Source organism: Epilithonimonas lactis, from assembly GCF_900110605.1.
Lineage (GTDB): Bacteria > Bacteroidota > Bacteroidia > Flavobacteriales > Weeksellaceae > Epilithonimonas > Epilithonimonas lactis.
Genome location: NZ_FOFI01000004.1, coordinates 166,775 through 192,391, shown reverse-complemented (window position 1 = coordinate 192,391; position 25,617 = coordinate 166,775). Strand labels below are relative to the sequence as shown.

The 25,617-nt window shown below is 37.7% G+C and carries 25 protein-coding genes; 13 read left to right on the top strand and 12 right to left on the bottom strand.

Features of this window, described 5'->3' with window-relative positions; translation table 11 throughout:
* Positions 1-65: 65 nt before the first annotated feature.
* From BMW39_RS14735 to BMW39_RS14710, 6 genes are all read left to right on the top strand, one after another.
* Positions 66-653, top strand: coding sequence for a YdeI/OmpD-associated family protein (locus BMW39_RS14735; protein ID WP_034974576.1), 588 nt, complete (start codon positions 66-68; stop codon positions 651-653).
* A gap of 22 nt (positions 654-675) precedes the next feature.
* Positions 676-1,236, top strand: coding sequence for a Crp/Fnr family transcriptional regulator (locus BMW39_RS14730; protein ID WP_034974575.1), 561 nt, complete (start codon positions 676-678; stop codon positions 1,234-1,236).
* A gap of 71 nt (positions 1,237-1,307) precedes the next feature.
* Complete coding sequence (locus tag BMW39_RS14725; protein WP_034974574.1) at positions 1,308-2,171, top strand: SDR family oxidoreductase; 864 nt, start codon at positions 1,308-1,310, stop codon at positions 2,169-2,171.
* Between the two features lie 6 nt (positions 2,172-2,177).
* Positions 2,178-2,504, top strand: a complete 327-nt coding sequence (locus BMW39_RS14720) for a DMT family transporter (RefSeq protein ID WP_034974573.1) — start codon at positions 2,178-2,180, stop codon at positions 2,502-2,504.
* A gap of 243 nt (positions 2,505-2,747) precedes the next feature.
* A complete protein-coding gene (locus tag BMW39_RS14715; RefSeq protein WP_034974572.1) occupies positions 2,748-3,236 on the top strand; it encodes a hypothetical protein in 489 nt (162 codons plus the stop codon).
* A gap of 654 nt (positions 3,237-3,890) precedes the next feature.
* Positions 3,891-4,583 carry a hypothetical protein gene (locus BMW39_RS14710; RefSeq protein ID WP_034974571.1) on the top strand — a complete coding sequence of 231 codons (693 nt, stop codon included), beginning with the start codon at positions 3,891-3,893 and terminating at the stop codon, positions 4,581-4,583.
* Between the two features lie 107 nt (positions 4,584-4,690).
* Here BMW39_RS14710 and BMW39_RS14705 read toward each other — a convergent pair whose 3' ends face one another.
* From BMW39_RS14705 to BMW39_RS14660, 10 genes are all read right to left on the bottom strand, one after another.
* Entirely contained in the window at positions 4,691-6,112 is a 1,422-nt protein-coding gene (locus BMW39_RS14705; RefSeq protein ID WP_034974570.1) for an OmpA family protein, read from the bottom strand.
* Between the two features lie 326 nt (positions 6,113-6,438).
* Positions 6,439-9,297, bottom strand: coding sequence for an aminomethyl-transferring glycine dehydrogenase (gcvP, locus tag BMW39_RS14700; protein ID WP_034974569.1), 2,859 nt, complete (start codon positions 9,295-9,297; stop codon positions 6,439-6,441).
* A 134-nt stretch (positions 9,298-9,431) separates the two neighbouring features.
* Complete coding sequence (locus BMW39_RS14695; protein WP_034974568.1) at positions 9,432-11,192, bottom strand: AMP-dependent synthetase/ligase; 1,761 nt, start codon at positions 11,190-11,192, stop codon at positions 9,432-9,434.
* Positions 11,192-12,202 (bottom strand): NAD-dependent epimerase/dehydratase family protein, encoded by a 1,011-nt coding sequence (locus BMW39_RS14690; protein ID WP_034974567.1) that lies wholly within the window; start codon positions 12,200-12,202, stop codon positions 11,192-11,194. The genes BMW39_RS14695 and BMW39_RS14690 overlap by 1 nt, the downstream gene beginning before the upstream one ends.
* Positions 12,199-12,453: a hypothetical protein gene (locus tag BMW39_RS14685; RefSeq protein ID WP_034974566.1), complete on the bottom strand. Its 255-nt coding sequence runs from the start codon at positions 12,451-12,453 to the stop codon at positions 12,199-12,201. The genes BMW39_RS14690 and BMW39_RS14685 overlap by 4 nt, the downstream gene beginning before the upstream one ends.
* A 71-nt stretch (positions 12,454-12,524) precedes the next feature.
* Positions 12,525-13,466, bottom strand: a complete 942-nt coding sequence (locus tag BMW39_RS14680) for an alpha/beta hydrolase (protein WP_051879881.1) — start codon at positions 13,464-13,466, stop codon at positions 12,525-12,527.
* 73 nt (positions 13,467-13,539) lie between these two features.
* Complete coding sequence (locus BMW39_RS14675) at positions 13,540-14,316, bottom strand: alpha/beta fold hydrolase (RefSeq protein ID WP_034974565.1); 777 nt, start codon at positions 14,314-14,316, stop codon at positions 13,540-13,542.
* A gap of 24 nt (positions 14,317-14,340) precedes the next feature.
* Positions 14,341-14,640, bottom strand: coding sequence for a hypothetical protein (locus tag BMW39_RS14670; protein ID WP_034974564.1), 300 nt, complete (start codon positions 14,638-14,640; stop codon positions 14,341-14,343).
* 1 nt (position 14,641) lies between these two features.
* Complete coding sequence (locus BMW39_RS14665; RefSeq protein WP_034974563.1) at positions 14,642-15,361, bottom strand: pyridoxine 5'-phosphate synthase; 720 nt, start codon at positions 15,359-15,361, stop codon at positions 14,642-14,644.
* Between the two features lie 38 nt (positions 15,362-15,399).
* Positions 15,400-16,653, bottom strand: a complete 1,254-nt coding sequence (locus BMW39_RS14660) for a mechanosensitive ion channel family protein (protein ID WP_034974562.1) — start codon at positions 16,651-16,653, stop codon at positions 15,400-15,402.
* An 82-nt stretch (positions 16,654-16,735) separates the two neighbouring features.
* On the opposite strand from BMW39_RS14660, the gene BMW39_RS14655 reads away from it, so the two are divergent.
* Together BMW39_RS14655 and BMW39_RS14650 are read left to right on the top strand one after the other, a co-directional pair.
* On the top strand, positions 16,736-17,224 hold the full coding sequence (locus BMW39_RS14655; protein WP_034974561.1) for a DUF456 domain-containing protein: 489 nt from the start codon (positions 16,736-16,738) through the stop codon (positions 17,222-17,224).
* 9 nt (positions 17,225-17,233) lie between these two features.
* Complete coding sequence (locus BMW39_RS14650) at positions 17,234-17,656, top strand: hypothetical protein (protein ID WP_131474291.1); 423 nt, start codon at positions 17,234-17,236, stop codon at positions 17,654-17,656.
* Positions 17,657-17,690: 34 nt separating this feature from the next.
* On the opposite strand, the gene BMW39_RS14645 is transcribed toward BMW39_RS14650, so the two are convergent.
* Positions 17,691-18,335, bottom strand: coding sequence for a uracil-DNA glycosylase (locus BMW39_RS14645; RefSeq protein ID WP_034974559.1), 645 nt, complete (start codon positions 18,333-18,335; stop codon positions 17,691-17,693).
* Between the two features lie 153 nt (positions 18,336-18,488).
* Between BMW39_RS14645 and BMW39_RS14640 the strand changes: the two genes are divergently transcribed.
* From BMW39_RS14640 to BMW39_RS14620, 4 genes are all read left to right on the top strand, one after another.
* Complete coding sequence (locus BMW39_RS14640; protein WP_034974558.1) at positions 18,489-19,601, top strand: lactonase family protein; 1,113 nt, start codon at positions 18,489-18,491, stop codon at positions 19,599-19,601.
* A gap of 65 nt (positions 19,602-19,666) precedes the next feature.
* Positions 19,667-21,970: a DUF5686 family protein gene (locus tag BMW39_RS14635; protein ID WP_034974865.1), complete on the top strand. Its 2,304-nt coding sequence runs from the start codon at positions 19,667-19,669 to the stop codon at positions 21,968-21,970.
* A 273-nt stretch (positions 21,971-22,243) separates the two neighbouring features.
* The gene (locus BMW39_RS14630) at positions 22,244-22,510 is read left to right on the top strand and encodes a hypothetical protein (protein WP_034974557.1); all 267 of its coding nucleotides are present in this window, start codon (positions 22,244-22,246) and stop codon (positions 22,508-22,510) included.
* 329 nt (positions 22,511-22,839) lie between these two features.
* Entirely contained in the window at positions 22,840-23,964 is a 1,125-nt protein-coding gene (locus BMW39_RS14620) for a lactonase family protein (protein ID WP_034974556.1), read from the top strand.
* Here the strand turns inward: BMW39_RS14620 and BMW39_RS14615 are convergent.
* Positions 23,961-24,446: a hypothetical protein gene (locus BMW39_RS14615; RefSeq protein ID WP_034974555.1), complete on the bottom strand. Its 486-nt coding sequence runs from the start codon at positions 24,444-24,446 to the stop codon at positions 23,961-23,963. The genes BMW39_RS14620 and BMW39_RS14615 overlap by 4 nt on opposite strands.
* Before the next feature lie 87 nt (positions 24,447-24,533).
* Here BMW39_RS14615 and rsmA point away from each other — a divergent pair, with 87 nt between their 5' ends.
* Positions 24,534-25,313: a 16S rRNA (adenine(1518)-N(6)/adenine(1519)-N(6))-dimethyltransferase RsmA gene (gene rsmA, locus BMW39_RS14610; protein WP_034974554.1), complete on the top strand. Its 780-nt coding sequence runs from the start codon at positions 24,534-24,536 to the stop codon at positions 25,311-25,313.
* Positions 25,314-25,617 lie beyond the last annotated feature (304 nt).

Below are 25,617 nucleotides of genomic sequence, written 5' to 3'. Positions count from 1 at the left end.
TGGAATCTCCACATTGCTATTTTAATATTCATTAATTATATTTACAGAACAAATAGCAATCTTCCATGTCCGCCGATCCAATTGAAAATTTAGAAATATTCTACCCAGAAAATCCCAACCAATGGCGTGACTGGCTGAGAGAAAATCACAACCGCGACAAAGGCATTTGGCTCCTTCAATACAACAAGAGATCTTGCAGACCAACGATCAGCTGGAGCGATGCCGTGGACGAAGCGCTTTGTTTCGGTTGGATAGATAGTCTCAAGAAAAAACGGGATGACGAATCCTCCATCCAATACTTCGGGAAACGAAAACCCAAAAGCACCTGGTCCAAGATCAACAAACAAAAGATCGAAAGACTAACCGCCGAAGACCGAATGTCTCAGGCCGGATTGGACATCATCATCCTCGCAAAAGAAAATGGCTCTTGGGAAATCTTGGACGGTGTAGAAGAACTCCTGATTCCGGAAGATCTAATGCTTGAACTATCAACCAGACCAGGTGCCATCGGGTTTTTTCATAGCCTTAGCAAATCAGTCAAGAAGATGATACTCCAGTGGATCGTCCTCGCCAAAAGACCAGAAACCAGACAAAAGAGAATCTTGGAGATCGCCAAAGCTGCAGAAAATAAAATGAAACCAAAACAATTCTAATAATTTACAATTCATCAGATCAATGAATCCCCTCATCAAGAAGTTTAAAGAATACGGAAATCTAACACTCGAAATCGAGGAAGAACTTTCCAAAAAGATCATCTCTCAGACCAAGCAGAAAGGAGATTTTTTCTTGAAGCAAGGTCAGATCGTTTCTAGTTTGTTTATCATAGAGACTGGTCTGGTTCGTTCTTTTTATATTAAAGATGATCGGGAGATCAACTCGTGGTTTGGTTTTGAAAATATTATTTTAGGTTCTATTTTGCCTTTGTTCTACAAAAAACCTTCTTTCGAAAACATCCAGTTTTTGGAGACTTCCAAGATCCATTACATCTCCACAGATGACCTTAATGGTCTTTATAAAAAATACCACGCCATGGAAACCATCGGAAGACTAATGTCAGAGGAATACTGCAAAATCCTAGAAGACCGGATCATGTCACTCCAGACTTTATCTGCGGAAGAGCGCTACCAGACATTGCTGAAGCAAGAGCCCAACGTCTCTCAGCGCATCGCTCTTGGTCACATTGCTTCTTATCTTGGCATCACGCAGGAGACACTCAGCCGCATAAGAAAAAGGTAAATTTTTTTTGATTTTTGTCAAAAAAATTAAGCCAATTATGCCCTTCCTTTGCATCATAAATTGAATAAGTTATGATAATGATAACAGGCGCAGCAGGTCATTTGGGAACTGCAGTCATCGACCATCTTTTAACTAAAATTGCAAGAGATCAAATCATTGCATTGGTAAGAACCGTCGACAAAGTAAAATCTCTAGAAAACAAAGGTCTTGAAGTGCGCATTGGCGACTATGCCGATAAATCCTCATTGGAAAAAGCCTTCCATGGTATTACAAAATTACTACTTGTAAGCAGCAATAGCGAAGAAGCTTTCGCAGAGCATAAGAATGTTATCGATGCGGCCAAAGATGAAGGCATTTCACAGATCTACTACACCAGTGGAGCGAGGAATGAGAATGTGGCGGAATCCAAACTGGGACCGTTGACAGACGCGTGTGTGACCACAGAAAATTACATTATCAAAAGCGGTTTGCCCTACACCATTTTCCAGAACGGATTGTACGCAGAGACACTACCCTTTTTCATAGGCTACGATGTCGTGAACACCGGGATTTTCTTCCCGGCCGGAGACGGAAGAGCTTCTTTCGCCAAACGCGATGAGATGGGAAAAGCCATTGCCAACGTTTTAGCCACAAACGGTCACCACAACAAAATCTACCAGCTCACGGGTGCACTTTCCTACTCTTTTTCAGAGATTGCAGAGTTGCTATCAGAATTTTCTGGGAAGCAAATACCTTATCAAAGTCCTGACCCAAAAGATTACGAAACTCAACTGAAAGATTACGGCGTCAGTAAAATGGACATTTGGTACTCCGCACTTCTCGCTTCCATCATCAGGAATGATGAGTACAATGTGGTTTCATCGGACCTTGAACTTCTCTTGGGAAGTCGGTCGACCGACCTTGAGATCTATTTGGAAGAAACCTTTATTAATTAATATAATATGAAATATCTTTTCCTTGGTCTTGCCATCATCTTCGAGGTGGTGGGTTCCAGTTTCATGAAGGCGTCAGACGGCTTTACCAAATGGCTTCCATCTGCGATTACAGCAGCAGCCTATCTCATCTGTTTCTACTTCTTGTCCTTAGCTTTGAAGAGCATTCCGCTCGGCGTGGCCTATGCCATCTGGGCAGGTTTGGGAATCGTACTCACGGCGGCAGTCTCAGTTCTCATCTTTAAACAAAAACTGGATCTGGCAGGCATTGTGGGAATCATCTTCATCGTGATCGGTGTGGTCATCATGAATTTCTTTTCCAAGTCAGCGCATTGATAAGACATTAAATTTTTTTCGTAATAGTTAAAAAATTAGAGCCTCGTCTACAAGCGAGGTTCTTTCATGATGTTCCATAATTAAAATAATTCTCAAATTCTACGGATATCCTAAAAATCCTAAGACTTATTAATGATATCTTTGTATTATCTAGGACGATGTTAATAATACTACATCAATTTAATAAAGGCATGAGCAAGATGGTTATGCTAGCTAAAATTCTACAAATTTAAATTATAAAAAATGTCATCAATTTCTGAAAGCATACAGATTTTGAATCAAGCAGAAAGATTCAAAAATTCAGCAGATTTACTTTTTGCAAATGTTCATAACGATGTAAATTCTTATTTCATTCCTGCTCAAGTTTTAGCCGCTTTGTCAATCGAATTACACATTAAAGCATTGGCATTATTTGAGAATGGAACTTATAGTAGAGGTCATGATATCTTTGCAATCTATAAAAAACTAAGTGCAAAAACACAGTTAGATATCAAAGAAATGATGGAGAAGAAAATTATTCAATTCGATTTGGAAACTTCAAATCAGAGAATAGAATTGGAGAAGATTTCAGGCGTTGAAATATCAAAAGACTTAGATAAGATATTACAGGACATATCATTAATATTTGTAAACATTCGATATATATTTGACAAGCAAAAACCAATCTCATTTTATTATATCGATTTGGTAAGAATAGTTTTGGAGGATTTTTGCCAAAAAATTAAATTATAGTTTCCATTTTGTTTAATTTTAGGATTAATAAATACATCCGCTAGCGCGAGCGTCCCGCTAGTGCTCAACAGCAAAAGACACTAGCAAGATGCTCGCGCCAACATATGATTACAAAACCCTCGCCCCAAGCGAGGGTTTTGTATTATATTTAACATAATATCATTTTTGCATAAAAAATTACCGAACATTCATTTTGATTCGATATTAATTTTATATTTGTGATAAGAACACATAAAAAAACAAAAATGATGACCACAACAATTTATCCTTCTGCCTGTGCAAGGATCTTTGCCGGCACTCCTATTATTACTTTTAGACCAATTACCACTCCGTAGCGCCAGAAAAGCATTACGAAACTGCGAACAAGCGTTACGATGAGGCTTTCAACCGTTTAGTTAGGTAAATCAATCACTTAGTCATTTCGTACAATCGTTTTGTTGGAGGAGTCAACCATTTAGTTGAGGCTTTGAAACATTTAGTTAAGGCATTCAACTATTTAGTGGAGCCGTTCAACCACTTAGTTGAGGCAATCAAGTACAATTTACTACATATCAATACTTTACAGCCATGTCTTAAAGCTGTAATCAAAAAAGATAATAATTATTTTATACAATTTTCACATCTATTTTATTAACTCAAAAACCAAATTTTATCATGAAAAAAGAACAAGTAAAAAGAGATGTCATTTTGGCAGATGCCGTACTGAAACAGAAAGCAGATGAGTTCATCAATCTCATCGACAGAGACATCACCGAGTTCACAGACCGGGGTTACAATACGGCCAAGAAAAGGGAGTTCAGCACCGCCCGCGCTACGGTAGATGAGTTCCCGAGCGACGAACAATTGGAAGCGATCAAAATGGAATTGACCACGCAGAAAGATGTTGCCAGAAGAGCTTTGGAGAAGACCATGCGCAGCATTTTCAATATGGCTCAGAATGTTTTCGGAAAATTTAGTGCAAAGTATAAGGAATTTGGCAATGCCATGATCAGCCAACAGAGTGATTCTGAATTGGTACGTACTGCCAAAAGCACCACCACCACAGCAACCAAATATCTGGATGAGCTTTCTGCGGAAGGCCTTACGGAAGAGAAGATCAACATTTTGACCAGTCAGCGAGAGACTCTGGATACGGCAATAGATACCCAGGCACAAGCAATCTCCGACCGGGATGTTGCCACAGAAGACCGAATCGAAGCATTGAACAACCTCTATCAATTGATCATAAAGTATGCAGGCATAGGCCAGGATATCTTCTACGAAACGGATGAAGCCAAGTACAACGACTACATCATCTATGATACCCCAAGCGGATTGCCGGATGTTCCGCCTCCAGCACCGTTGTAAAAACTTAATAACAAAACCTCTCAATCACTTGAGAGGTTTTGTTTATCAATCATTCAATCAAAAAAAGACTGCCACAAGTGGCAGCCTCCGAATTAGAATTGTAAAATTTATTTTGCTTTAAAATACACTCTTCTATTTGCTTTGTTTTTCCATTCAGGACATTTTGATGCTGGATCACATTCTGGATATTTAAGGTCCATTTTACCGTTTCCTTGTACATCCAATTTGGAAGCATTTGCACCGTTTGTGATCAAATATTGTTTTACGTTCCCTGCTCTTCTTTCTGATAGAGCCTGGTTGTAACTCTCTGTCCCTCTAGCATCGGTAGCACCTACAATTGTGTAAGAACCATTAGTAGAGTTGATATAGTTTACTGCATTGTTTAGAATTGGTGTGTTGCTTGGCAAGATTCTATCTGAGTTAAGATCGAATTCTACACCAGCTACAGCAGTTTCGTCAGTTGAAACGCCACCTGTGTTTGTCACTGGACATCCGTTGTTTTCAACTGGTCCTGGAACAGTCACACATTTATCGTTTAGGTCGATCACGCCGTCCATATCTACGTCCAAAGCTACACCTGCACCGTCAACTCTCGCACCTGCTGGTGTATCAAGCTGTCTGTCCCAGTCGTCGCAAACGCCATCATTGTCAGCATCTCCGCTTTTACACAATTGGATATTGTCAACTTTCGTCTCCAATTCATCGATCTTGGTGTAAGCCTCTTCCAATGGATCATGCCACATCAAGCTAGAACTGTGTTTACCTAAATGTACTGTAAGACCCAATGTTCCGTTGAAGAAATTATCAGAATTCTTAGCACTGATTCTGTTCACTGCGCTGTACTGGTCAGTTCCGCCACCATCAAAGGCATCATCTCCGGTCAAGACGTACATTAGTCTACCTTCGATATCTACTCTATTGCTGATCTTGTATTTCAAACCTGCACCAGCCTGTCCGAACAATGAATTGAATTTGAATGGTTTAATTTCAGTCATCAATCTTTGGCTGAATTCGTCTTTTTGATAAGCTCTGTAAGCTAAAACTCCTACACCTGCGTATCCGTGGATCGCCCATCTGTAATCTGCATCGCTATCTACTCTTCTCAACAGGTTGGACAAATTGATGTCTCCCAATAATGAGATCGCATCATATTGAGTTCTTCCACCTACTTGCAAGTTTGCTGCTGCATTTGCTGGCGCTGCATCCTTTGTATTGAAATAACCTTGTCTTGTTTCACCACGGTCGTATTGTAATTTCAATCCGAAAGAGTGAGAAAGAGCTTTATCAATACTGAAGTAAGCAGAGTAACCAACAAGTGTATTACCATTGCTGATAGACTTCAGGTCGGCGTTTTGCATCAATGGAACACCACCACCAAAGGAAACAGACCAGCTGTTGAATCTTGGAGAGACGTCTTTTGTTACTACAGGAGTTGTTTCAGTCGTTGAAGTTGTCTGCATCATTTCTTGCGAGAACATCACTGCCGGGCATGCCAAGGCCAACGACAAAATAGCTAATTTTGATTTCATAAAATATAATTTTAAATTGTTTTACTTATTAAAAGTATAATTAGATTAATTACACCAATCACCCTGAACATCCTTTCATTAGGTGATGCGCATTCCCTTATCCAATTACCATACCAATAAAAATAAAACCTTATTATTTATAATTATTCAAAACATAACATTTGATGTTTTTATAGGTTAAACTACCACGGAATTAATCTGTTAGATGGATTAAAATAAAACATAAAAAAAACCTCTCAATTATTTGAGAGGTTTTTTATTCAATTCCAAAAACAAACTTTAAAGTAAAAATCTAAGTTCTAATACCTAAAGTCTAATTTCTATTATTACATATAAGCTTCAATCGGCTCACAAGTACAAATCAAGTTTCTGTCACCATACGCTTCATCGATTCTGGCAACCGTAGCAAAGAATTTATGCGTTCTCACCCATTCTAATGGATAAGCTGCCTTCTCTCTGCCGTAAGGTTTGTCCCAAGAATCTGAAATCACCAATTGCTCGGTGTGAGGCGCATTTTTCAAGACATTGTTTTCTCTGTCTGCGTCGCCATTTGCAATCTCATCAATTTCTTTTTTGATGTTGATCAATGCTTCTGCAAATCTATCGATCTCATCTTTGTTTTCAGACTCGGTTGGTTCTATCATCAATGTTCCTGCTACAGGGAAACTCACTGTTGGCGCGTGGAAACCATAATCCATCAAACGTTTCGCGATATCAGCCACTTCAATTCCCAAAGATTTGAACTGACGGAAGTCCACGATACACTCGTGTGCTACTCTGCCTTTGTCATTTGCATAAAGGATCGGAAAATGCTCAGCTAAGATTTCTTTTAAATAGTTAGCATTAAGGATTGCATGTTCGGTTGCTTTTTTCAAACCTGAAGTTCCCAACATTTTGATATAAGCATAAGAGATATTCAAGATCAATCCAGAACCGTAAGGTGCTGCAGAGATCCCTTCAATAGCTTCTTTTCCAACGATCGAGATGTTCGCATTGGTAGGTAAGAATGGAACCAAATGCTCCGCCACACAGATCGGGCCAACACCAGGTCCACCTCCACCGTGAGGAATTGCGAAAGTTTTGTGAAGATTCAGGTGACAAACGTCTGCCCCGATATTTCCAGGACTTGTAAATCCAACCTGTGCATTCATATTCGCGCCATCCATGTAGACTTGTCCACCGTGCTCGTGCGTCAGTTTTGTAATTTCTTTGATATTCGCATCGAAGAATCCGTAAGTGGACGGATAAGTGATCATGATGCAAGATAAATTCTCAGAATGCAATTCCGTTTTCGCTTTGAAATCTTCAAAATCGATCTCTCCATTTTCAAGATTTTTAACAACCACAATTTTCATTCCTGCCATCGCTGCGGAAGCCGGATTGGTTCCGTGTGCAGACTGAGGAATGAGAACGATATTTCTGTGACCTTCGCCTCTGTTTTTATGATATTCTCTGATGACCATTAGTCCAGCATACTCGCCTTGCGCACCAGAATTTGGTTGAAGAGAAGTTCCTGCGAAACCAGTGATCTCAGCCAGGTCTTTCTCCAATTCTTTGATCATTTCCTGATATCCGCCAGCCTGATCTGTTGGTACAAATGGGTGAACACTTCCCCATTCTCCCCAAGATAATGGGATCATTTGAGTGGCTGCGTTCAGTTTCATTGTACAAGAACCAAGCGAGATCATCGAATGCGTCAATGAAAGATCTTTTCTTTCCAGACGTTTGATGTAACGCATCAACTCTGTTTCAGTATGGTATTTGTTGAAGACTTCTTCTTCAAGAATTTTATCTTCTCTCAACAATTCAGCTGGGATAGAATATTCTTCTTTCAAAGTTACTTTGTAACCTTGTTTCCCTTTGAACTGAGCAAAAGCTTCGATCAAATGGTTTAGTTTGTCAACTGTCGTTGTTTCATTGATGGAAATACTAATGATGCCTTGAGAGAAATAATTAAGATTGATCTTCTGGTCTCTCATTTTCATTCTCAAAGATGATTTTTCTTCCTCGTGCAATCTGAATTTAACAGTATCAAAAACTGGCTCGTCAACAATATCATAACCTAAAACTTTCAGCGCATCGCCCAAAGCATTGGTTTTATAATGGATCTGGTCAGCAATAAAATTCAAACCTTTAGGTCCGTGATAAACAGCATACATACCAGCCATCACTGCAAGAAGCACTTGAGCTGTACAGATGTTGGAAGTTGCTCTTTCTCTCTTGATGTGCTGCTCTCTGGTTTGAAGCGCCATTCTCAACGCACGTTTACCGTACATATCCTGAGAAACCCCAATGATCCTTCCTGGAATATCTCTTTTATAATCTTCTTTACAAGTGAAGAAAGCGGCGTGAGGACCACCATAACCCATCGGAATCCCAAATCTTTGGGAAGTTCCAACCGCACAATCTGCGCCCATATCAGCCGGAGATTTTAGCTTTACCAAAGCCATTGGATCACAAGCAACAACTACCTGAAGATTGAATTCTTTATAGTAAGTGATATTTTCTGTATAGTCTAAAACAATTCCGTTTTTCCCTGGATATTGCAGTAAAACACCATAGTAAGAATCATTGAACTGATGGTTGCTGTGATTGCCTACAATGATATCAATACCAAGACCTTCCGCTTTTGTTTTAAGAACAGAAACTGTTTGTGGAAGAACTAGATCTGAGATAAAAAACTTAGTTGCATTGGCTTTCTTTTGATCTTTCGTTCTGTTGTTGAAGAACATATGCATTGCTTCTGCAGCAGCGGTAGATTCGTCAAGAAGAGAGGCATTTGCCAAAGGAAAACCAGTCAGATCGGAAACTACAGTCTGAAAATTAAGCAAAGCTTCTAATCTCCCCTGTGCGATCTCAGCCTGGTAAGGCGTGTAAGCCGTGTACCAGCTCGGATTCTCCAGGATATTTCTCTGGATCGGAGAAGGCAAAATGGTATTGTGGTATCCAAAACCGATATAGTTGTCGAAATTCAGGTTTTTAGATGCCAACTCTTTGGAATGTAAAAGCATCTCATACTCGGAAAGTGGCTCCGAGATGTCCAGATCTTTCTCCAGTCTGATGGCATCCGGAATGGTTTGTGAGATCAGTTCTTCAATACTCGCTGCTCCTACTTTCTTTAGCATTTCCGCTTTATCAGACTCATTAAGGCTGATGTGGCGATTTACGAATTGTTGTGTATTCATTTATAAAACTTCAAATTAGATTCTTATTATAAGGCTTGTAAATTTAATCAATTCTAAAAATATTTGTAACGTCAAGAATTTGATAAAAACTATCGTAACAATATTATTTATTACACAGGATTTAGTTTTTGATTCTATTTATTATAAATCATATTGATTTTCCCTGCATATTTTTCGAGAACAATATTTCTTTTAATTTTTAAGGTGGGTGTGATCTCTCCGCTTTGGATCTCAAAATCGGCCGGCATCAAGATAAACTTTTTAATTTTCTCAAAACCAGAGAGATTCACCTGGATGTCATCAATTAGTTTTTGGTAGAAAGCCTGTACTTTTTCGTTTTCTACAACTTCTTTCCAATTGGTGAATGTGATGCCAAGAGTTTTCACCTTCTCTTCCAAAGTTTCAAAATTCGGAACGATCAAAGCAGAAACAAAAGGTTTGTCATCCGCGATCAATAAGATTTGATTGATGTAACTGTTGTTGGAAAACATATTCTCGATTGGTTGCGGCGCAATGTATTTTCCGTTGGAAGTTTTCATTAAATCTTTGATCCTATCTGTGATGGTCAGATTTCCTTCATTATCCAAAACACCTGCATCACCAGTTTTCATCCAACCGTCTTCTGTAAAAATCTTCGCTGTTTCTTCTGGATTTTTGTAGTAACCTTTCATTATACCGCTTCCTTTCACCAAAATTTCTTCATTATCTCCGATTTTGATTTGAGAATCGCCGATCAGTTTTCCTGCTGTTCCGTATTTGTATTTTGTAAAAGGAAAAGCCGTGATGGTCGCAGTAGTTTCCGTCATCCCATAACCTACGGTGATATGAATTCCCATCGCATCGAAAAATTGCGTCACTTCCTTAGAAATAGACGCACCACCGCAAGGCATAAACCAAAGTCTGCCGCCCAATTTTGTTTTGATTTTATTGAAAACCAAAGCGTTCGCAATCTTATATTTTTGATTTAATAAAAAAGGAATATTTTGCTGATCTCTTTTTCTTTCCGAAACTTGAGTTCCTGTTTCAATCGCCCAAGCGAAGATTTTTTTCTTGGTTGGAGAGGCTGTCACAAGCATTTCGTTGATGCCTGCATAGATCTTCTGATAGAATCTCGGGACAGAACACATCGTCGTAGGTTTTACTTCCTGTAAAGCGTTTGCGATCAACTTTGGATTCTCCAGAAAGCTGACTTTAGCACCAACTGAAAAGCAGAACAAGGTCCAACATCTTTCGAAAACGTGGCTGAGTGGTAAAAATGCCAATGATTGTTCTTTCTCAAAATCCTTGAAATCAAAAAAGTCAATGTGCGCGTCAAATGCTTTTTGGAAGTTGCCGTGCGTCAGCATCACACCTTTCGGAATTCCAGATGTTCCGGATGTGTAGATTATTGTCGCCAGATCTTCATCTGACCTTTCTACAATCTTGAATTTATCTGAAGCTTTCTCTATAAAGTCTGATAGAAATATGGAATTATCCTTTAAAGTAAAATTCTTTTTAGCAGCGATAATCTGTTCGACACCAGTAGTTTTACCTAATAATTGATGACAGGTTTCGTACTGCTCTTGGTCGCCTGTCAAAATGATTTTCGGCTCTGCGTGGTTAATGATATATTCTACCTGATCGGCGCCGTTTGTGGAATAGACAGGAACTGTAACCGCACCAATTGCAAGTGTGGCAACATCCATAATGATCCATTCCGGAGAGTTGTCTGCGTAGATCGCCACTTTATCATTCTCCTTCACACCAGCCTCTACCAAGGCGTTGGCAGTGCGGAAAACCATCTGCTTGAATCTCATCCAAGTCAGTTCCTTCCATTCATTATCTTTTTTGAAACCCACAGCTGCTTTCTGTGGAAATCGTTTGGTGTTCTTGTTCAGAAATTCCGTAATGTTCATTAATTGGATTTTGATATGCTTTGTGCATAATTTTTAAGATGGAAATCTACACTTTCATCTATCGGAATGAATTCGTAATTCAAAGTCTCACGAATTTTGTTGTTGGTGATCTTCGAATCTGACTTGATCGTTTCAACATTTGTTCTGTTGGCTAATTTCAAAATTGGAATGAACCAGCCGAAGATCACAGAGAAAAATGGAAGAATATCTAAGATCGAATTTGATATTAATTTTGCTGGCGTCTTTCCAAAAGTCTTTCGAACTTTATCCGCCATATATTTGTATTTTACAACTTCTGAGGTCAAAATGAAACGTTGTCCGAAAATTGATCTTTCCATCAATTCAACAGCAATTTTTGCGACATCTCTCACATCAACATAAGCTGTCGACCCTGGAAAAGTAAATCCATTCGACATCTCTTTGAATAGTTTTCCGCTGCTGTGATTCCAGTTTCCAGATCCGATAATTAAGCCAGGATTGATGATAATCGTATTCAAACCTTCTGCAGATGCGCGCCAGACTTCCATTTCGGAAAGATATTTAGAGATCGCATAATTGGAATGGTCTAACTTCTCGTTGAAATCGGAGTTTTCGTCCATTTCACCTTTGTCATTATAACCATCAAGAACTGCGATGGAACTTACGAAAAGAAACTTTTTGACCTTATCTGGATCGATCGCGAAGAGTAATTTCTCTGTTGCTTCAGAATTATTTCGGTACAATTCCTTCGCTGCACTAGGATTGAAGCTGACCTTCGCGGCGCAATGATACACTTCATCCACATCTTTCAAAGCGTTTTCCAGGGAATCTTGGTCATCAAAATCAATATCGACCCACTCTATTTGATCAAAATAAAAATCTGGTCGATCAGTATAGAATTTATAAGAATCTTTGACTTCCGGCAAATTACTGGAGCTGCGTTTTGTGGCGCGAACGTTCTGTCCTTTTTTGAGAAGTTCCAAAGCAATTACCCGTCCTAAAATCCCTGTGCCACCTGTGATCAATATCATTCTACGTCGGAAATTTGAGGTTGGATATCAGAATTCTTTTTGAAGTTCTGAATCAATAAAATAAAGTTTGCAATAGAATAAACTGCGATAATCCCTACGAAATACCAGAAACTTTTGCCCTCCAGGAAGTAATCTCCTGCTCCGGAAAATGAATCCTTCAGAACAAAAAATAAAAGTCCTATCAAAAAAAGATTGACAAGAACCGAAAAAAACAAAATGACCTTGTAAATAGTCTCCTGGTATTTTTTCATTAAAGATTTTTACAAAGATAATTCAATTCTATAAAAAATCTCTTATTCGGATATTGAAATCTATCAGGAAATTAATGCGTGTTCTGTTTCATAAACTCCAATGTTTTTTCCATCATCAATTGGTGTCCAGCTTCTTCATTTAGGCCGTGATTTCCTTTATCGATGGGAATGAGTTCATTTTTGACATTATTTTCATCTAGTTTTTTCTTAAGAATTTCGGATTGGGAATATGGAACGATCCGGTCTTTGTTACCGTGAATCATCAAAGTCGGAACCGAACTTTGGTTAATGTAAGTCACTGGCGAATAGATTTTAAGACCATCAATCGCTTCTTGTTTTTGTTCTTTGATATCTTTCGTCGTAAAGCCTCTGATCATATCGTTGCGCATTGTGTAGATCTTCGGAAAGATCAGTTTGAAAATGAAAATTTTGAAGTCAGCTTCTTCGGTTCTTAGAAGTTTGTTCAAGTCAGATGGACCGAAATAATCAATTACGTAATTGACCTTTGCAGATTGAGAAGGAAAATTGCTGTGTTCAGAAAACTTACTGTCATCCGAATAGGCCGCGACCATCCCGATCTGTGCGCCTGCGGAAGCGCCCCAAAGTCCTATATTTTTCTCATCAAAATTGTATTTGTCAGCATTTGCCCGAATCCATCGTACTGCTTCTTTTGAATCTTCAATAGGTTTTGGGAAATTGGTATTTTTATCTAATAACGTATAGTTGACGCTGACTACGGCGTAACCATTTTGAACAAATTTCAGAATGAAATCATTCATATAGAACTTTTCCGGAAAGGCTTTGTCGCCGCCAATCCAGCCGCCACCGTGAAGGAAGACGAGAACGGGAAATTTTTTATTTGATCGTTCGGGAAGGTAGATATCCAGTTTATGGTCGATGGAATCTGACGTTTTATAGGTAACATCGGGAATTTTCGAAACTTCGGAAATGGTAGTCTGAGATTTGAAAAACGTTAAACAAAGGATCAGGATGATCGATAACTTCCATTTCATAAAGATAATTTTAATTCAGATCCGATAATACAAGGCTTGTACCATTATCAAATCTGAATTAATATGTCATTATCTATGATAAAAGAAAATCTTTGACCGCTGCGTTGAAATCTACAGGATTGTTGGCCTGGACCCAATGTTCTGCGTTGGCGATCTTAATGATTTTGGAATCCGGAAATTGCTGTCTGATCAAGAGTTCATCCTGTGGCAAAATGTAATTGGAATTGGCGCCGGCAACGAACAACGTTGGTCCTTTGAAAACACCAAATTTTATCGCATTGGAAACAAACTCCGTATATTTTTCCGCCAAAGTATTGAGGTTGAATCGCCAAGCTAAATTCTTATCCTCGGTCCAATAAAGATTCTTCATCAAAAACTGGATCACAAATTTCTCGTGAATATATTCTCCCAAAACTTTCTCAACATCCTGTCTGGAAGTTACAGTTTCGAAATCAACCGTTTGAAGCGCTTTGATAATTCCCTGATGATGCGGCGGATAAGCTTTCGGAGAAATATCGACCACTATCAGCTTGTTCAGCTTTTCTGGGAATTTGATTGCGAATTGCATCACTGCTTTCCCGCCAAGCGAATGTCCGAGAAGATTGGCTTTTTCTATTTTATGAAATTCCATATAATTCAGAATGTCATTAGCCAGATCATCGTGCGACATTGAATCTGAATGAAAACTGCGGCCGTGATTTCTAAGGTCGATCACGTGTGTTGGCATCAATTCTCCAAATTCTTTTCCGAAACTTCCCCAATTGTCCAGCATTCCGAACAATCCGTGGAATACCAAAAGTGGCGTTTCTGTTCTTTCTTCTCCGTATAATTTTGAGTGTAGGATTTCCATTTTATTTTTAAAAGAAAACTTAATTTATTTTTTAATTTTAAAAACAGATTTAAATAAAGATGATATTAAAATTAGATATGTTATAATAAACATCACAAACTGAATCACAAAAACTGGTAATAGAGAATCTGCTTCTGCATATCTATATCCAAAACTAATAATTGTCACTGGAAATGTAATTAACAATACAACTAAAGACCAATTTCCATAGAACAAATCTTTAGGATAAATTGAGCAAACGGCTAAAGTCCCTATTCCAACATAAATTGCTGAAAGAATTAGCTCTATTTTTCTAGATTTTACGAAAGATTTGAACTCATTCATTCTACCATTTCGCCAATCTCTTCAAATAAGCCTGAACCGTATTTTCCAATCCAAGATACAGTGCTTCCGAAATCAAAGCGTGACCGATTGAAACTTCTAAAAGATTCGGGATGTTGTCTGAGAAATATTTTAGATTATCCAAACTAAGATCGTGACCAGCGTTGATTCCCAAACCAAACTTCTCCGCTTCAATTGCTGTATCAACATATGATTTGATGGCCTTTTCTTTATCTTTAGGATAATTGGTTGCGTAAGCTTCTGTATAAAGTTCAATCCTGTCTGTGCCTGTTTCCGCCGCAAATTTCACCATTTCTGGATTTGGGTCAAGGAAAATAGACGTTCTGATTCCAGCATTTTTGAATTCCGAGATTACAGATTTCAGGAAATCAAGATTCTTCTCACAATCCCAACCAGCGTTGGATGTAATGGCGTTATCAGCATCCGGAACCAATGTCACTTGCTCAGGTTTTACTTCCAAAACCATATCGATGAATGGTCTGTGCGGATTTCCTTCGATATTGAATTCCGTTTTCACCAAAGGTTTCAGGTCGTAAACGTCTTTTCTAGTGATATGTCTCTCGTCTGGTCTGGGGTGAATAGTGATTCCCTGCGCTCCAAATCTTTCCAGATCTACAGCTACTTGGGTTACACTTGGAACATCGCCTCCTCTAGCATTTCTGAGCGTTGCAATTTTATTGATGTTGACACTTAATTTTGTCATGATTTTATTATTGATAAATGATGATTGATTGATATTGATTAAGCTTTCTGAACCACATCGAGTTCAAATTCTTTGGCCGCTGATAACAGATGGTCAAAAATATCGGACTGGATATTCTCATACTTCTCCGTGTCAGCTTCGGTTGCGAAACAATAGATCTCCAATGGCAAACCTTCCGGCATACTTTGAAGTTGTCTCACAAGGATGATTTCCTTCTGATCGATTTGATCATTATTATTAAGATAATTCTGAACATATTTTCGGAAAACACCAATGTTTGTCAGCTGAGTTCCGTTGATGATCTCATCCGGATTTTCGATAGAATTTTTCTCGTCCTCGATTTCTTTTTCTTTCAAACCAAGGTAGGTTTTGATCAGATTGATCTTCTTCAAACGTGCCATCAGATCATCGTCCACGAACTTCAGAGATTTCATATTGAACATGATGGATTTTTTGATGCGCCTTGTGTTGCCGTCGGAAATGACCTGATAATTTTTGATTTCGGTGGTCAAAAGATCGTAAGTTGGAATCGTTGAAATGGTTTTGTCAAAATTCTTGATCTTGGTTGTCAGAAGGTCGATGCCTTCGATGTTTCCTTCGATATTATATTTTGGAATGGCAACCCAATCTCCAGGTTTCAGATTCTTGGATGTTGCAACATGAATTCCCGTCACAAAACCCAATATCGTGTCGCGGAAAATCAAAACAATCACCGCTGTAATGGCTCCTAAACTTCCTAAAACCGTGCTACTACCAATGCCGAAGATCACACAGATCGCAATGACGGTAAAAATGAAAATCCCGAATATCTTTACCGTTTGCGTTATGGAATTGATTGCTAATATTTTATAATAATCTTTTTTGATCTCATAATAAGTTTGTAGAACGCGGATAAATCGGAAAGCCATGTTGGCAATCGTCAAGACGATGAGAAAACCTACCAATCTTTCCAGGAAAACAAAACTTTTTGGATGTCTGTAGAAAATGGAGAACAGTGCATAGTTCCCAAATCCCAAAGCGAAAATATTGGCAACCGAATTGGTAACTTTCGCTTTATAGATCGACTTCATCACAGGATATTTCTCCTTATCAAAAAAGAATCGGAAGATCAGGTTGATCAAATTTCTCAGCAAAAATGCCAACAAAAATATGAGTCCGATAAAAAATACAAACTTCACAAAGATCTGACCAGACAAAACAAACTCGTTCGGCAAAAAATCCTTACAAAAGAAATGGATCTTGTCGCTGATCTGTTGCAGAAAATCTTTGTAATCTTTGAGTTCGTCCTTCATAGTCTAATAATAAGCAACAAATTTAAGGATAATAAATTTTCTACTTTACTCTGAATATTGTATTTTTAATAAAATTATAAAATTGGATCCAACATTAATCAACATTGTCTCACTAGCGCTGCTCTTCATCGGTCTATTGGGAACTTTTCTTCCCGTTTTGCCGGGATTATTATTAAGTCTCTGCGGACTTTTGATCTTCAAATTCGGGACAGAGAACGATATGCCGATGATCTACGTCTGGATATTTGTACTCTTGACAATTGTTTCAACCGTTTTGAATTACGTCATTCCGGCAAAGACCAACAAAAAATATGGTGGAACGCGCTACGGAAGTATCGGTTCATTTGTAGGGACCATCGTCGGACTGATCTTCATACCGATTCCTTTTGGCTTTTTAATAGGAATGTTGTTAGGCGTTTTCCTCGGAGAATTGCTTCACGACATGAGCGACACCAGAAAAGCACTCAACTCTATGAAAGGTGCATTCGTAGGATTCATCTACGGAACTGGATTCAACTTAATGGTTGGATTGGCCATGTTTTTGGTAGTTGGATACTATATTTTCTTTTAAAAAATCAAAATGATGAACATTAAAACCTTTTTCTGCATTCCTCTTTTATTATTAATGAGCAATTGCAAAACACAAACTTCCCAGTCTGAGACAGCTAATGCAACTAATAAAACTGTTGTGATCGGCTTGGAAAAACAAAGTAAAATTCCTAATTCTAACGTGAGTCTTCACTTTAAAGATGTCGTGGAGGAAAGTCGCTGCCCTGTGGATGTCACCTGTGTTTGGGAAGGCATTGCGATAATCAATGTTGAAGCCACGTCTGGAAATCAAAAAGCTAATTTCCAAGTTGCAACCAGAGATTTCGGTCCGAAAAATGTTTCCAATTCTTTCAGTTTTTCTGGCTACAAATTTACATTAACGGAATTGAAACCACAGCCTGGAGGCAAAGAAGAGCCGGAAACAGTCAGCTTCAAATACGAAAAAGAAAATTAGATCTTCTTTCAAACTCTCCAACTCTTTAACCTAGTTATCCCCAATTAATCGGCTCTTTCCCTTTTTCCTTAAGATAATTATTGATCTTTGAAAAAGGATGACTTCCGAAAAATCCTCTGTAAACAGAAAATGGTGAAGGATGTGCGGATTGTATAATAAAATGCTTGGTCTCGTCTATCAGCGAGGCCTTTTTTTGTGCAAATGCGCCCCAAAGTACGAAGACCACATTTTCTTTTTGATCCGAAATTTGTTTGATGATAAAATCCGTAAACGTTTCCCAGCCGATATTTTTGTGAGAATTGGGTTCGTGAGCCTGCACGGTCAAAGTCGCATTCAGAAGGAGAACGCCTTGCTTTGCCCAGTCTTGCAAATCATTACTTTTCCTTTCTATGCCAATATCATCTTTCAATTCGATGAAAATATTTTTGAGCGATGGTGGCGCTTTCACGTTTTCAGAAACTGAAAAACAAAGTCCGTTGGCCTGCCCATCATTATGATATGGATCTTGCCCGATGATTACGACCTTAATATCTTCAAATTCCGTCAATTCCAAAGCACGGAAGATCTGCTTTGTTGGTGGAAAACATTTTTTAGAATTAAATTCCAGTTTCACATTCTCCCAAAGGTTGATAAAATAAGAACTTTCTTTAATCGGTTTCAGAACTTCGGTCCAGGTCATAGCAAGATTTTTGCAAAATTAAATTTCGAAATCGATTAATGCAAATCCCGTGACAATTAGATCAATTAAAGTTAATTAATCACAAATATCGTTTGGCTTAATTTTATATGTAATAAATTCGCGGAAAATTTACATTTTCCCATCACTTTTAGAATGAAAATCTGGAACAGCTTTATCTTTTCAATCATTTTTATGGCCAACATCTCAGCTCAAAATACCATCATCGTAGGAACTTACACCAATAGCGATAAGTGTACGAGTGGCGGTATCTATATTTTTGATTTTGATGAGAATACGTACGATTACAATCTCAAATTCCACACAGAGAACGTCATCAATCCAAGTTTTGTGAGCTTAAGTCCAGACAAAAAATTTCTCTTCTCCGTGAACGAAGATGGTGATAAAAGTACAGTTACTTCTTTTTCGATTGATGAAACCGATGGAAAATTAATAAAAAAAGACCAAAAGAAAACCCAAGGCGAAGACCCAGCTTTTCTGATCTCTGACGAAGAAAATGTCATCACAGCCAACTATTCCGGCGGAAGCATCGATGTTTTCAAACGTTATGTGGATGGTAAATTATCCGATGTTTTTCAGAATATCAAATTCGAAGGTGTTGGTTTGAATCCGAAACGTCAGGAAAAATCGCACATTCATCAGGTTCAATTTTCTCCGGACCATCAATATGTTTTGGCGACCGATCTTGGATTGGACAAGATCTATGTCTTTAAATATAATAAAATAGACGAAAAAGTTTTAGAAAAAGCTGGAGAGTTTGATGCGAAAAAAGGCTCTGGACCAAGACATATTGCATTTGATAAAACAGGAAAATTGATTTATCTTGTTCAGGAATTGAGTGGTGACTTGTCTGTTTTAAGTTTCAATGAAGGTAAGATTGAATTGATCCAGGAAGAAACCTTGTTGTCACGAAAAGTTAGATTTAATTTCCGTGCGGCAGACATTCATCTGTCTAATAATGAAAGATTTGTCTATGTTACGAATCGTGATGATGCAGATGACATCACCGTTTTCAAAAGAAAAAAAGATGGAACGGTAAAGAAGATCCAACAAACGAAAACCATTGGCCGAAATCCCAGAAACTTTACCATCAGCCCAAACAACAAATTGGTACTGATCGCGAATCAGGACACCAACCGAATCAATATTTTTACCCGTGATCTAAAAACCGGATTGCTCACAGCAACTGGAAAATCTATTCCGGTTTGCAGTCCTGTGAATGTCATATTTTATGAAAAAGGCAAATAGCTTTCACATTAAAACAATATTCAAAACAAAAAACAGTTACTAATAGTTAATGCTTGATGAAATCGATGCTTGATAAAAAATTTATTCTCTCTTTTTTCCTAATATTTGTCACCAGTTTGCTTTTTTCGCAGACTGACAAAGAAAACGAAATCGAAAACGTCGTGATCCAAGGCGTAAAAAAATATAAGAACAAAAAGGAAAATCCTGCTTACGCCATTATGCGTGAGGTTTGGAAAAAGAAAAAATCCAACGGATTGCTTCTCCACAAAGATTACAAATACAAAACCTACGAAAAGATAGATTTCCGCCTGGATAATATCGACAGCGCTTTCACAAAGAAAAGAGCTTTCAAAGGAATGGACTCCATCATCTTCAAATACAATGATTCTTCAGAAATCGCTGGCAAAGCGGTTTTACCGGTTTTCATCACCGAAAGCATTTTCGAAACGTACGGAAAAAACGACCCGAAAAAAGAGCGTAAAGACCTTTTGGCGACACGACTTTCTGGATTGAAGAACAATCAGATTGTTTCCAAAACGATCCAGAATATGTACAAGGACATCAATATTTATGATAACACGATCAATTATCTGAATATTGGCTTTGTAAGTCCTGTTTCCACAGATGGTTTCGGCGTATTTGATTATAATATCACAGACACGATCGAGGTCAATACCGTGAGAAGTTACGAGATCAGATTCACGCCAAAAAACCCTGAGGCTCTTGCGCTGAAAGGCAGACTTTACATTTCGATGGACAAGTACAATGTGATGAAAGTGGAAATGGAAACCAACAAAAAAATTAACATCAATTTCGTTAAGAAAATTGCAACAGACCTTGAGTTTGACAATCCGGACGATTCCACATTCATCCCAACAAGAAATGAAACGACGATCAATCTTGTTACAAATGATAAAGACAAAGCGAAATCCATCATAGCCAGACGCGTCGCCAACTATTCTGACTACGAATTTGACAAAGGCATCACCGATGATTTTCTAAACAAAATCGTCATTCCCGAAGACGAAATGGTAGCAAAGGACGAAAACTACTGGCAGACCAACAGAACCGAAGCATTGACAGAAAGTGACCAGAACATCTATAAAATGTATGATGAACTTGCTGATAATCCAAAGTACAAAAAGATCGTGAAGATTGTCGAGATTGGTAATTCCGGATATTTTCACATCGGCAACGGCATTGACATCGGAAATATTTTCCAGTCCTTTGGTTACAATGATATCGAAGGTGTAAGACTGAGAGGCGGTTTCAGAACGTATCACGGTAAAAATGATATGTGGAGAATCCAAGGTTACACGGCTTACGGTTTCCGTGATCAAAAATGGAAATTCGGTGGTGAGGCCAAATATATGTTCAATAAGGAAAACCGATTTATGATCGGTGCGGGCTACAGAAAAGATGTTTTGCAACTTGGGGTTCAGTTGACGACGGATGAGGGAATTATGACCAGGTCATTCGCTTCTTCTTCGGTTCTGAACAGCGGCGAAACGACCTCTATGAGTTCCGTGAATCAGACCAATATTTTTACAAGCATCGAACCTTGGAAAAACTTTCAGGTGAGATTGGATGCAACCACTCAGAATATAAAATCGGCAGATTCTAATTTGTTTAACATCAATTATTATAGAGGCGGTGTTTTGAGAACAGACCTCAATGATACAAGATTCACCACAACATTGATTTTCAGACCCGGAATCAAATTCTCAACATATGGCGTTGATAGGTACGAAATGACAGCTTTGGCGACCAATCCATCATTAATTTTAAAATATACAAAAGGTATGGGTGGCGTTTTCAATTCTGATTATAATTACAACAAACTACAGTTCTATTATTATCAGCCGGTGATATTAGGAAACTGGGGACGCTTGTTTGCCAATGTAGAAGTTGGTAAAAACTTCGATGCTCTTCCACTCGCTTTGCAAAATGTAATGCCTGCCAACCAATCTTACGGTTTGGTGAGAGGTGTTTTTTCTTTGATGAATTATTACGAGTTCGTGGCAGATTCCTACGCCGTGATGTTTTTGGAACATCACTTCAATGGAAAAATCTTGTCTCAGATTCCATTGATTAAAAAACTAAAACTACGTGAAGTTGCCTTTTTCCGCTCAGGAATTGGAAGTTTGAAACCAGAAACTATTTCTATGAATGCAGGAAATCTGAACCTTAGCGCTCCAAACAAACCTTATTACGAATATGGTTTCGGAATTGAGAATATTGGTTGGGGGAATTTCAGATTGTTGAGATTGGATTTCAACTGGAGAGGAAATTATCTTAATCATAATACTTCTGCGACTTCCGAGGTTAGAAAATTTGGTGTTCAGTTTGGTTTTCAGGCGAATTTTTAATGACTTGGATTCTTTCAATTTTCCTAAAAAACAGGAAATATTTGACCAATGAAATTGATTATATTAGTTTCCATTTTAATTGCAAATATTTAGTAGAATAATCATCTTTAAGTACGTAAAAACCTCAATTTGATTAGAAAACATTGGTTCTAGTATAAATTACATAAATTTAATTTACATATTTCTTATAACTTTTGTATATTAGCATTACTGTGATGTTTGTAAAATATCTACGTAAATAAAATATTATATAACCAATTAAAATTAAGAACCATGTTTAAAAACTATGAACTTTCAAAAAATCCTTTAGATTTTGTTTATGCCGCAATTTGGCTTATCGCTTTCACTGGATTTGCAATCTATATAGCATCTGGAGAGATGTTCAAAGTACAACCAAACGGGAAAATTCATATTGTAGCAATTCTCATCGGTTGGATCGTAGAATATATCGGATTGATCGGTACTGCGGCTTTATTTTTTCTAGCTGGCCTCTATAAAACTTTCACAGTAGCTTTCGACAAAAAAGAAAACGCCAATTAATATTTTTTCATGTCTGTCAATTATTTGATTCTAGCCTTTTCTTCCATCTTTTTAGCTGGGACTATATTTTATTACAGAATATGTCAAAAAAGAGGAACAGAATTCCGGTATAAGCCCATTACACTTTTAGTGGTTTTTATTTTATTTTGTCTATCATTGTATGGGATCATTGTAGGGAAATCTTACAATGAGATTCTACCATTCATCCGTTAGATCAAATTGTTTTTTAACGAATTTGATTGATAGTAGAAGATCGTAATCTGCAAATCATAATTCCAATCCATTACTGGCATAACTTCTGGTAATGGATAGTTACTTAATAAATAAAAATGACAATTAAAAGACTATCCTTCCTGTTTATAGTTCTGATCTATAATACAGTTTTTTCACAGCGAGAATTTGTTTTCTTCGGTTCTTACAATTGGGACAAAGGTTCCGAAGCGGTTTATGTTTATGAGCTAGACACAGAAAGTGGAAAATTGACCAAAGTAGCTTCATCGTCGGATGTCATCAATCCAGGCTACATCACAGTTTCCAATGATGGAAAATATGTTTACGCCTCATCCGACGCCAAAATGCCAAGCGGAACAGTAAGTGCTTTCGCTTTTGATGCGGACAAAAAAACTTTAACATTCCTGAATCAACAAAAAACTGGTGGTGAAAATCCTGTTTATGTGAATGTTGATAAAAGTGGAAAATGGCTCATTAATGCGACCTACAACATTCCAACGATTTCAGTTTTTCCAATTCTTGACAATGGAAAAATCGATTCGATAGCGCAACATTTTACATTCACAGAAGGAAGCGGTGTCGACCCAAAAAGACAGGACAAAGCGCACACGCATTCTGCAGTTTTCTCGCCAGATTACAAGACTGTGCTCATTGCAGATTTGGGCGCTGACAAAATTTTACAATATCCATTTGATGCCACTCAGAAACAACCTTTGATAGACAGTCAGAGTACATTTATCAACACAAAACCTGGAAGCGGACCAAGACATATCACGTTCAGCAAAGACGGTAAATTGGCCTACTCGATTGAAGAATTGGCTGGAATGATTTCGGTTTACGATTTCTCGGAAAACAAACTGAAAGAAATCCAGAGAGTTGCGACGCACACAGACAAAATCAAAGAAGGTTTTGAAAGTTCCGATGTTCATATTTCGCCAGACGGAAAATTCCTTTACGCCAGCAACAGAGGCAAAGAAAATAATATTGCGATTTTTAAAATCAAGGAAGATGGAACTTTGGAATCTATCGGATATCAATCTGTGAAAGGAAAACATCCAAGAACTTTTGCGATAGATGAAACTGGGAAATTCATTATTGTGACGAATGTTAACTCTCAAAACGTAACGGTTTTCAAAAGAAATCTGGAAACCGGATTGTTGAAAAAAGTGGGGAAACCAGTTGCTATTAAAAACGTGACTTGTGTGAAGACGAAGATGTATTAATTGCTTCCATCAAAACTGTAAATATCTCCAGATTTATTTTTACATTCTCTGAAAAATTCTTTTGGCAAACCATTTTTCAGATTAATTTTAGATGCAACGTTTTTATCACAGTTCGAATCAAAATTTCTAAAAATCAAAATTCCATTGTGCAGCTCAGTTGGTAAATCAAGAGTAACAGACACATTATAGTTTCCTAGATATTGATTTTTTTCATTAAAGATTAATATTCTGTTCGTAGCTCTTTTTGACAATCCCCAGACCCAAACCGAGTTCATAAATTTGTAAATTTTCCTATCATGAGTTTTTACTTTGCCTAAATATTTTAAATGAGTTTCTGTTCCACCTTTCTCATTCCAATTTCCAAAAATAAATTCTTTACCAATGATATTTTTACGCAGTACTTTTAATCTAATGTTTTGGTCATTGATTTGTGTTTTCCATAATGCTGGAATTAAAATTAGTAGTAGAAGTAAGTTTCTCAATTTGATAAAGATTATAAGACTTTAGCACGAAATTTTTATGTCTTTAAAAATACTTATAAATTACCTTATCTTTGCAAAAAATCGGAATTGGACGTTAGAGCAAAAAAACACCTTGGTCAGCATTTTCTTACAGACCAGAATATCGCACGTGACATTGTAGATTCGCTTTCTTTAGAAGGTTACAAAAAAGTTTTGGAAGTGGGACCAGGAATGGGCGTTCTCACAAAATTCCTTCTTGAAAAGGACGTTGAAACCTACGTTGCCGAAATCGATAACGAGTCCATCGATTATCTTAAAAAACATTATCCAAAATTAGAAGAACAGCATTTCGTTGGCGACTTTTTGAAAACTGATATTCCAGCGGTTTTTGGTGGCGAAGAACTGGCAGTGATTGGGAATTTTCCATATAATATTTCATCTCAGATTTTATTTAAAATCATTGACAATTTCCAGTATGTTCCCGAAATGAGCGGAATGTTCCAGAAGGAAGTTGCCGAGCGAACTTCCGGCGTTCCAAGGACGAAAGATTACGGAATTTTGTCGGTTTTGGTTCAGGCTTATTATGATGTGGAATATCTTTTCACGGTTCACGAAAATGTGTTCAATCCGCCACCAAAAGTAAAATCGGGCGTTATCCGAATGAAGCGAAATCTAAAACCTGGATTGGAAGGAAATGAAGTTCTCTTCAAACAAATCGTGAAAGCTGGATTTGGACAAAGACGGAAGAAAATGAGCAATTCTTTGAAAGTTTTGGGAATTCCTGAAGCTATGAGTTCTCATCGTTTTCTTGATATTCGCGCAGAGGAATTGTCTGTAGCAGATTTTATTGATTTTACGAATGAATGGAAGTCGAGTTTGGGAGTTTGAGAGTTTTAGAGTTTTAGAGTTTTAGAGTTTTAGAGTTTTAGAGTTTTATCGGAAACTGTAATTCAGACACAATGTTGTCATTCCGTAGGAATCTCGACAGTTAGGTTTATATTCCTACGGAATGACAAACTTTATGGTTATTTATTTTTCTAGATAATTTTAATCTTTATTTTGAAAATTCCTACTTCCGACAAATCCCATAGCCCCGATTGCAACGGCATCCTTTTTTGTTTTTATGCAAATCCTAATTTGGATGACAAAACATTCTAAAAACAAAAAAGATATAGTGGAAAGCGGGATTAGC

Excerpts from the sequence above, each read along its gene's own strand:
- BMW39_RS14735 (WP_034974576.1), top strand. The coding sequence starts at position 66 with ATGTCCGCCGATCCAATTGAAAATTTAGAAATATTCTACCCAGAAAAT.
- BMW39_RS14730 (WP_034974575.1), top strand. The coding sequence starts at position 676 with ATGAATCCCCTCATCAAGAAGTTTAAAGAATACGGAAATCTAACACTC.
- BMW39_RS14725 (WP_034974574.1), top strand. The coding sequence starts at position 1,308 with ATGATAATGATAACAGGCGCAGCAGGTCATTTGGGAACTGCAGTCATC.
- BMW39_RS14720 (WP_034974573.1), top strand. The coding sequence starts at position 2,178 with ATGAAATATCTTTTCCTTGGTCTTGCCATCATCTTCGAGGTGGTGGGT.
- BMW39_RS14715 (WP_034974572.1), top strand. The coding sequence starts at position 2,748 with ATGTCATCAATTTCTGAAAGCATACAGATTTTGAATCAAGCAGAAAGA.
- BMW39_RS14710 (WP_034974571.1), top strand. The coding sequence starts at position 3,891 with ATGAAAAAAGAACAAGTAAAAAGAGATGTCATTTTGGCAGATGCCGTA.
- BMW39_RS14705 (WP_034974570.1), bottom strand. The coding sequence starts at position 6,112 with ATGAAATCAAAATTAGCTATTTTGTCGTTGGCCTTGGCATGCCCGGCA.
- gcvP (WP_034974569.1), bottom strand. The coding sequence starts at position 9,297 with ATGAATACACAACAATTCGTAAATCGCCACATCAGCCTTAATGAGTCT.
- BMW39_RS14695 (WP_034974568.1), bottom strand. The coding sequence starts at position 11,192 with ATGAACATTACGGAATTTCTGAACAAGAACACCAAACGATTTCCACAG.
- BMW39_RS14690 (WP_034974567.1), bottom strand. The coding sequence starts at position 12,202 with ATGATATTGATCACAGGTGGCACAGGGATTTTAGGACGGGTAATTGCT.
- BMW39_RS14685 (WP_034974566.1), bottom strand. The coding sequence starts at position 12,453 with ATGAAAAAATACCAGGAGACTATTTACAAGGTCATTTTGTTTTTTTCG.
- BMW39_RS14680 (WP_051879881.1), bottom strand. The coding sequence starts at position 13,466 with ATGAAATGGAAGTTATCGATCATCCTGATCCTTTGTTTAACGTTTTTC.
- BMW39_RS14675 (WP_034974565.1), bottom strand. The coding sequence starts at position 14,316 with ATGGAAATCCTACACTCAAAATTATACGGAGAAGAAAGAACAGAAACG.
- BMW39_RS14670 (WP_034974564.1), bottom strand. The coding sequence starts at position 14,640 with ATGAATGAGTTCAAATCTTTCGTAAAATCTAGAAAAATAGAGCTAATT.
- BMW39_RS14665 (WP_034974563.1), bottom strand. The coding sequence starts at position 15,361 with ATGACAAAATTAAGTGTCAACATCAATAAAATTGCAACGCTCAGAAAT.
- BMW39_RS14660 (WP_034974562.1), bottom strand. The coding sequence starts at position 16,653 with ATGAAGGACGAACTCAAAGATTACAAAGATTTTCTGCAACAGATCAGC.
- BMW39_RS14650 (WP_131474291.1), top strand. The coding sequence starts at position 17,234 with ATGATGAACATTAAAACCTTTTTCTGCATTCCTCTTTTATTATTAATG.
- BMW39_RS14645 (WP_034974559.1), bottom strand. The coding sequence starts at position 18,335 with ATGACCTGGACCGAAGTTCTGAAACCGATTAAAGAAAGTTCTTATTTT.
- BMW39_RS14640 (WP_034974558.1), top strand. The coding sequence starts at position 18,489 with ATGAAAATCTGGAACAGCTTTATCTTTTCAATCATTTTTATGGCCAAC.
- BMW39_RS14635 (WP_034974865.1), top strand. The coding sequence starts at position 19,667 with ATGCTTGATAAAAAATTTATTCTCTCTTTTTTCCTAATATTTGTCACC.
- BMW39_RS14630 (WP_034974557.1), top strand. The coding sequence starts at position 22,244 with ATGTTTAAAAACTATGAACTTTCAAAAAATCCTTTAGATTTTGTTTAT.
- BMW39_RS14620 (WP_034974556.1), top strand. The coding sequence starts at position 22,840 with ATGACAATTAAAAGACTATCCTTCCTGTTTATAGTTCTGATCTATAAT.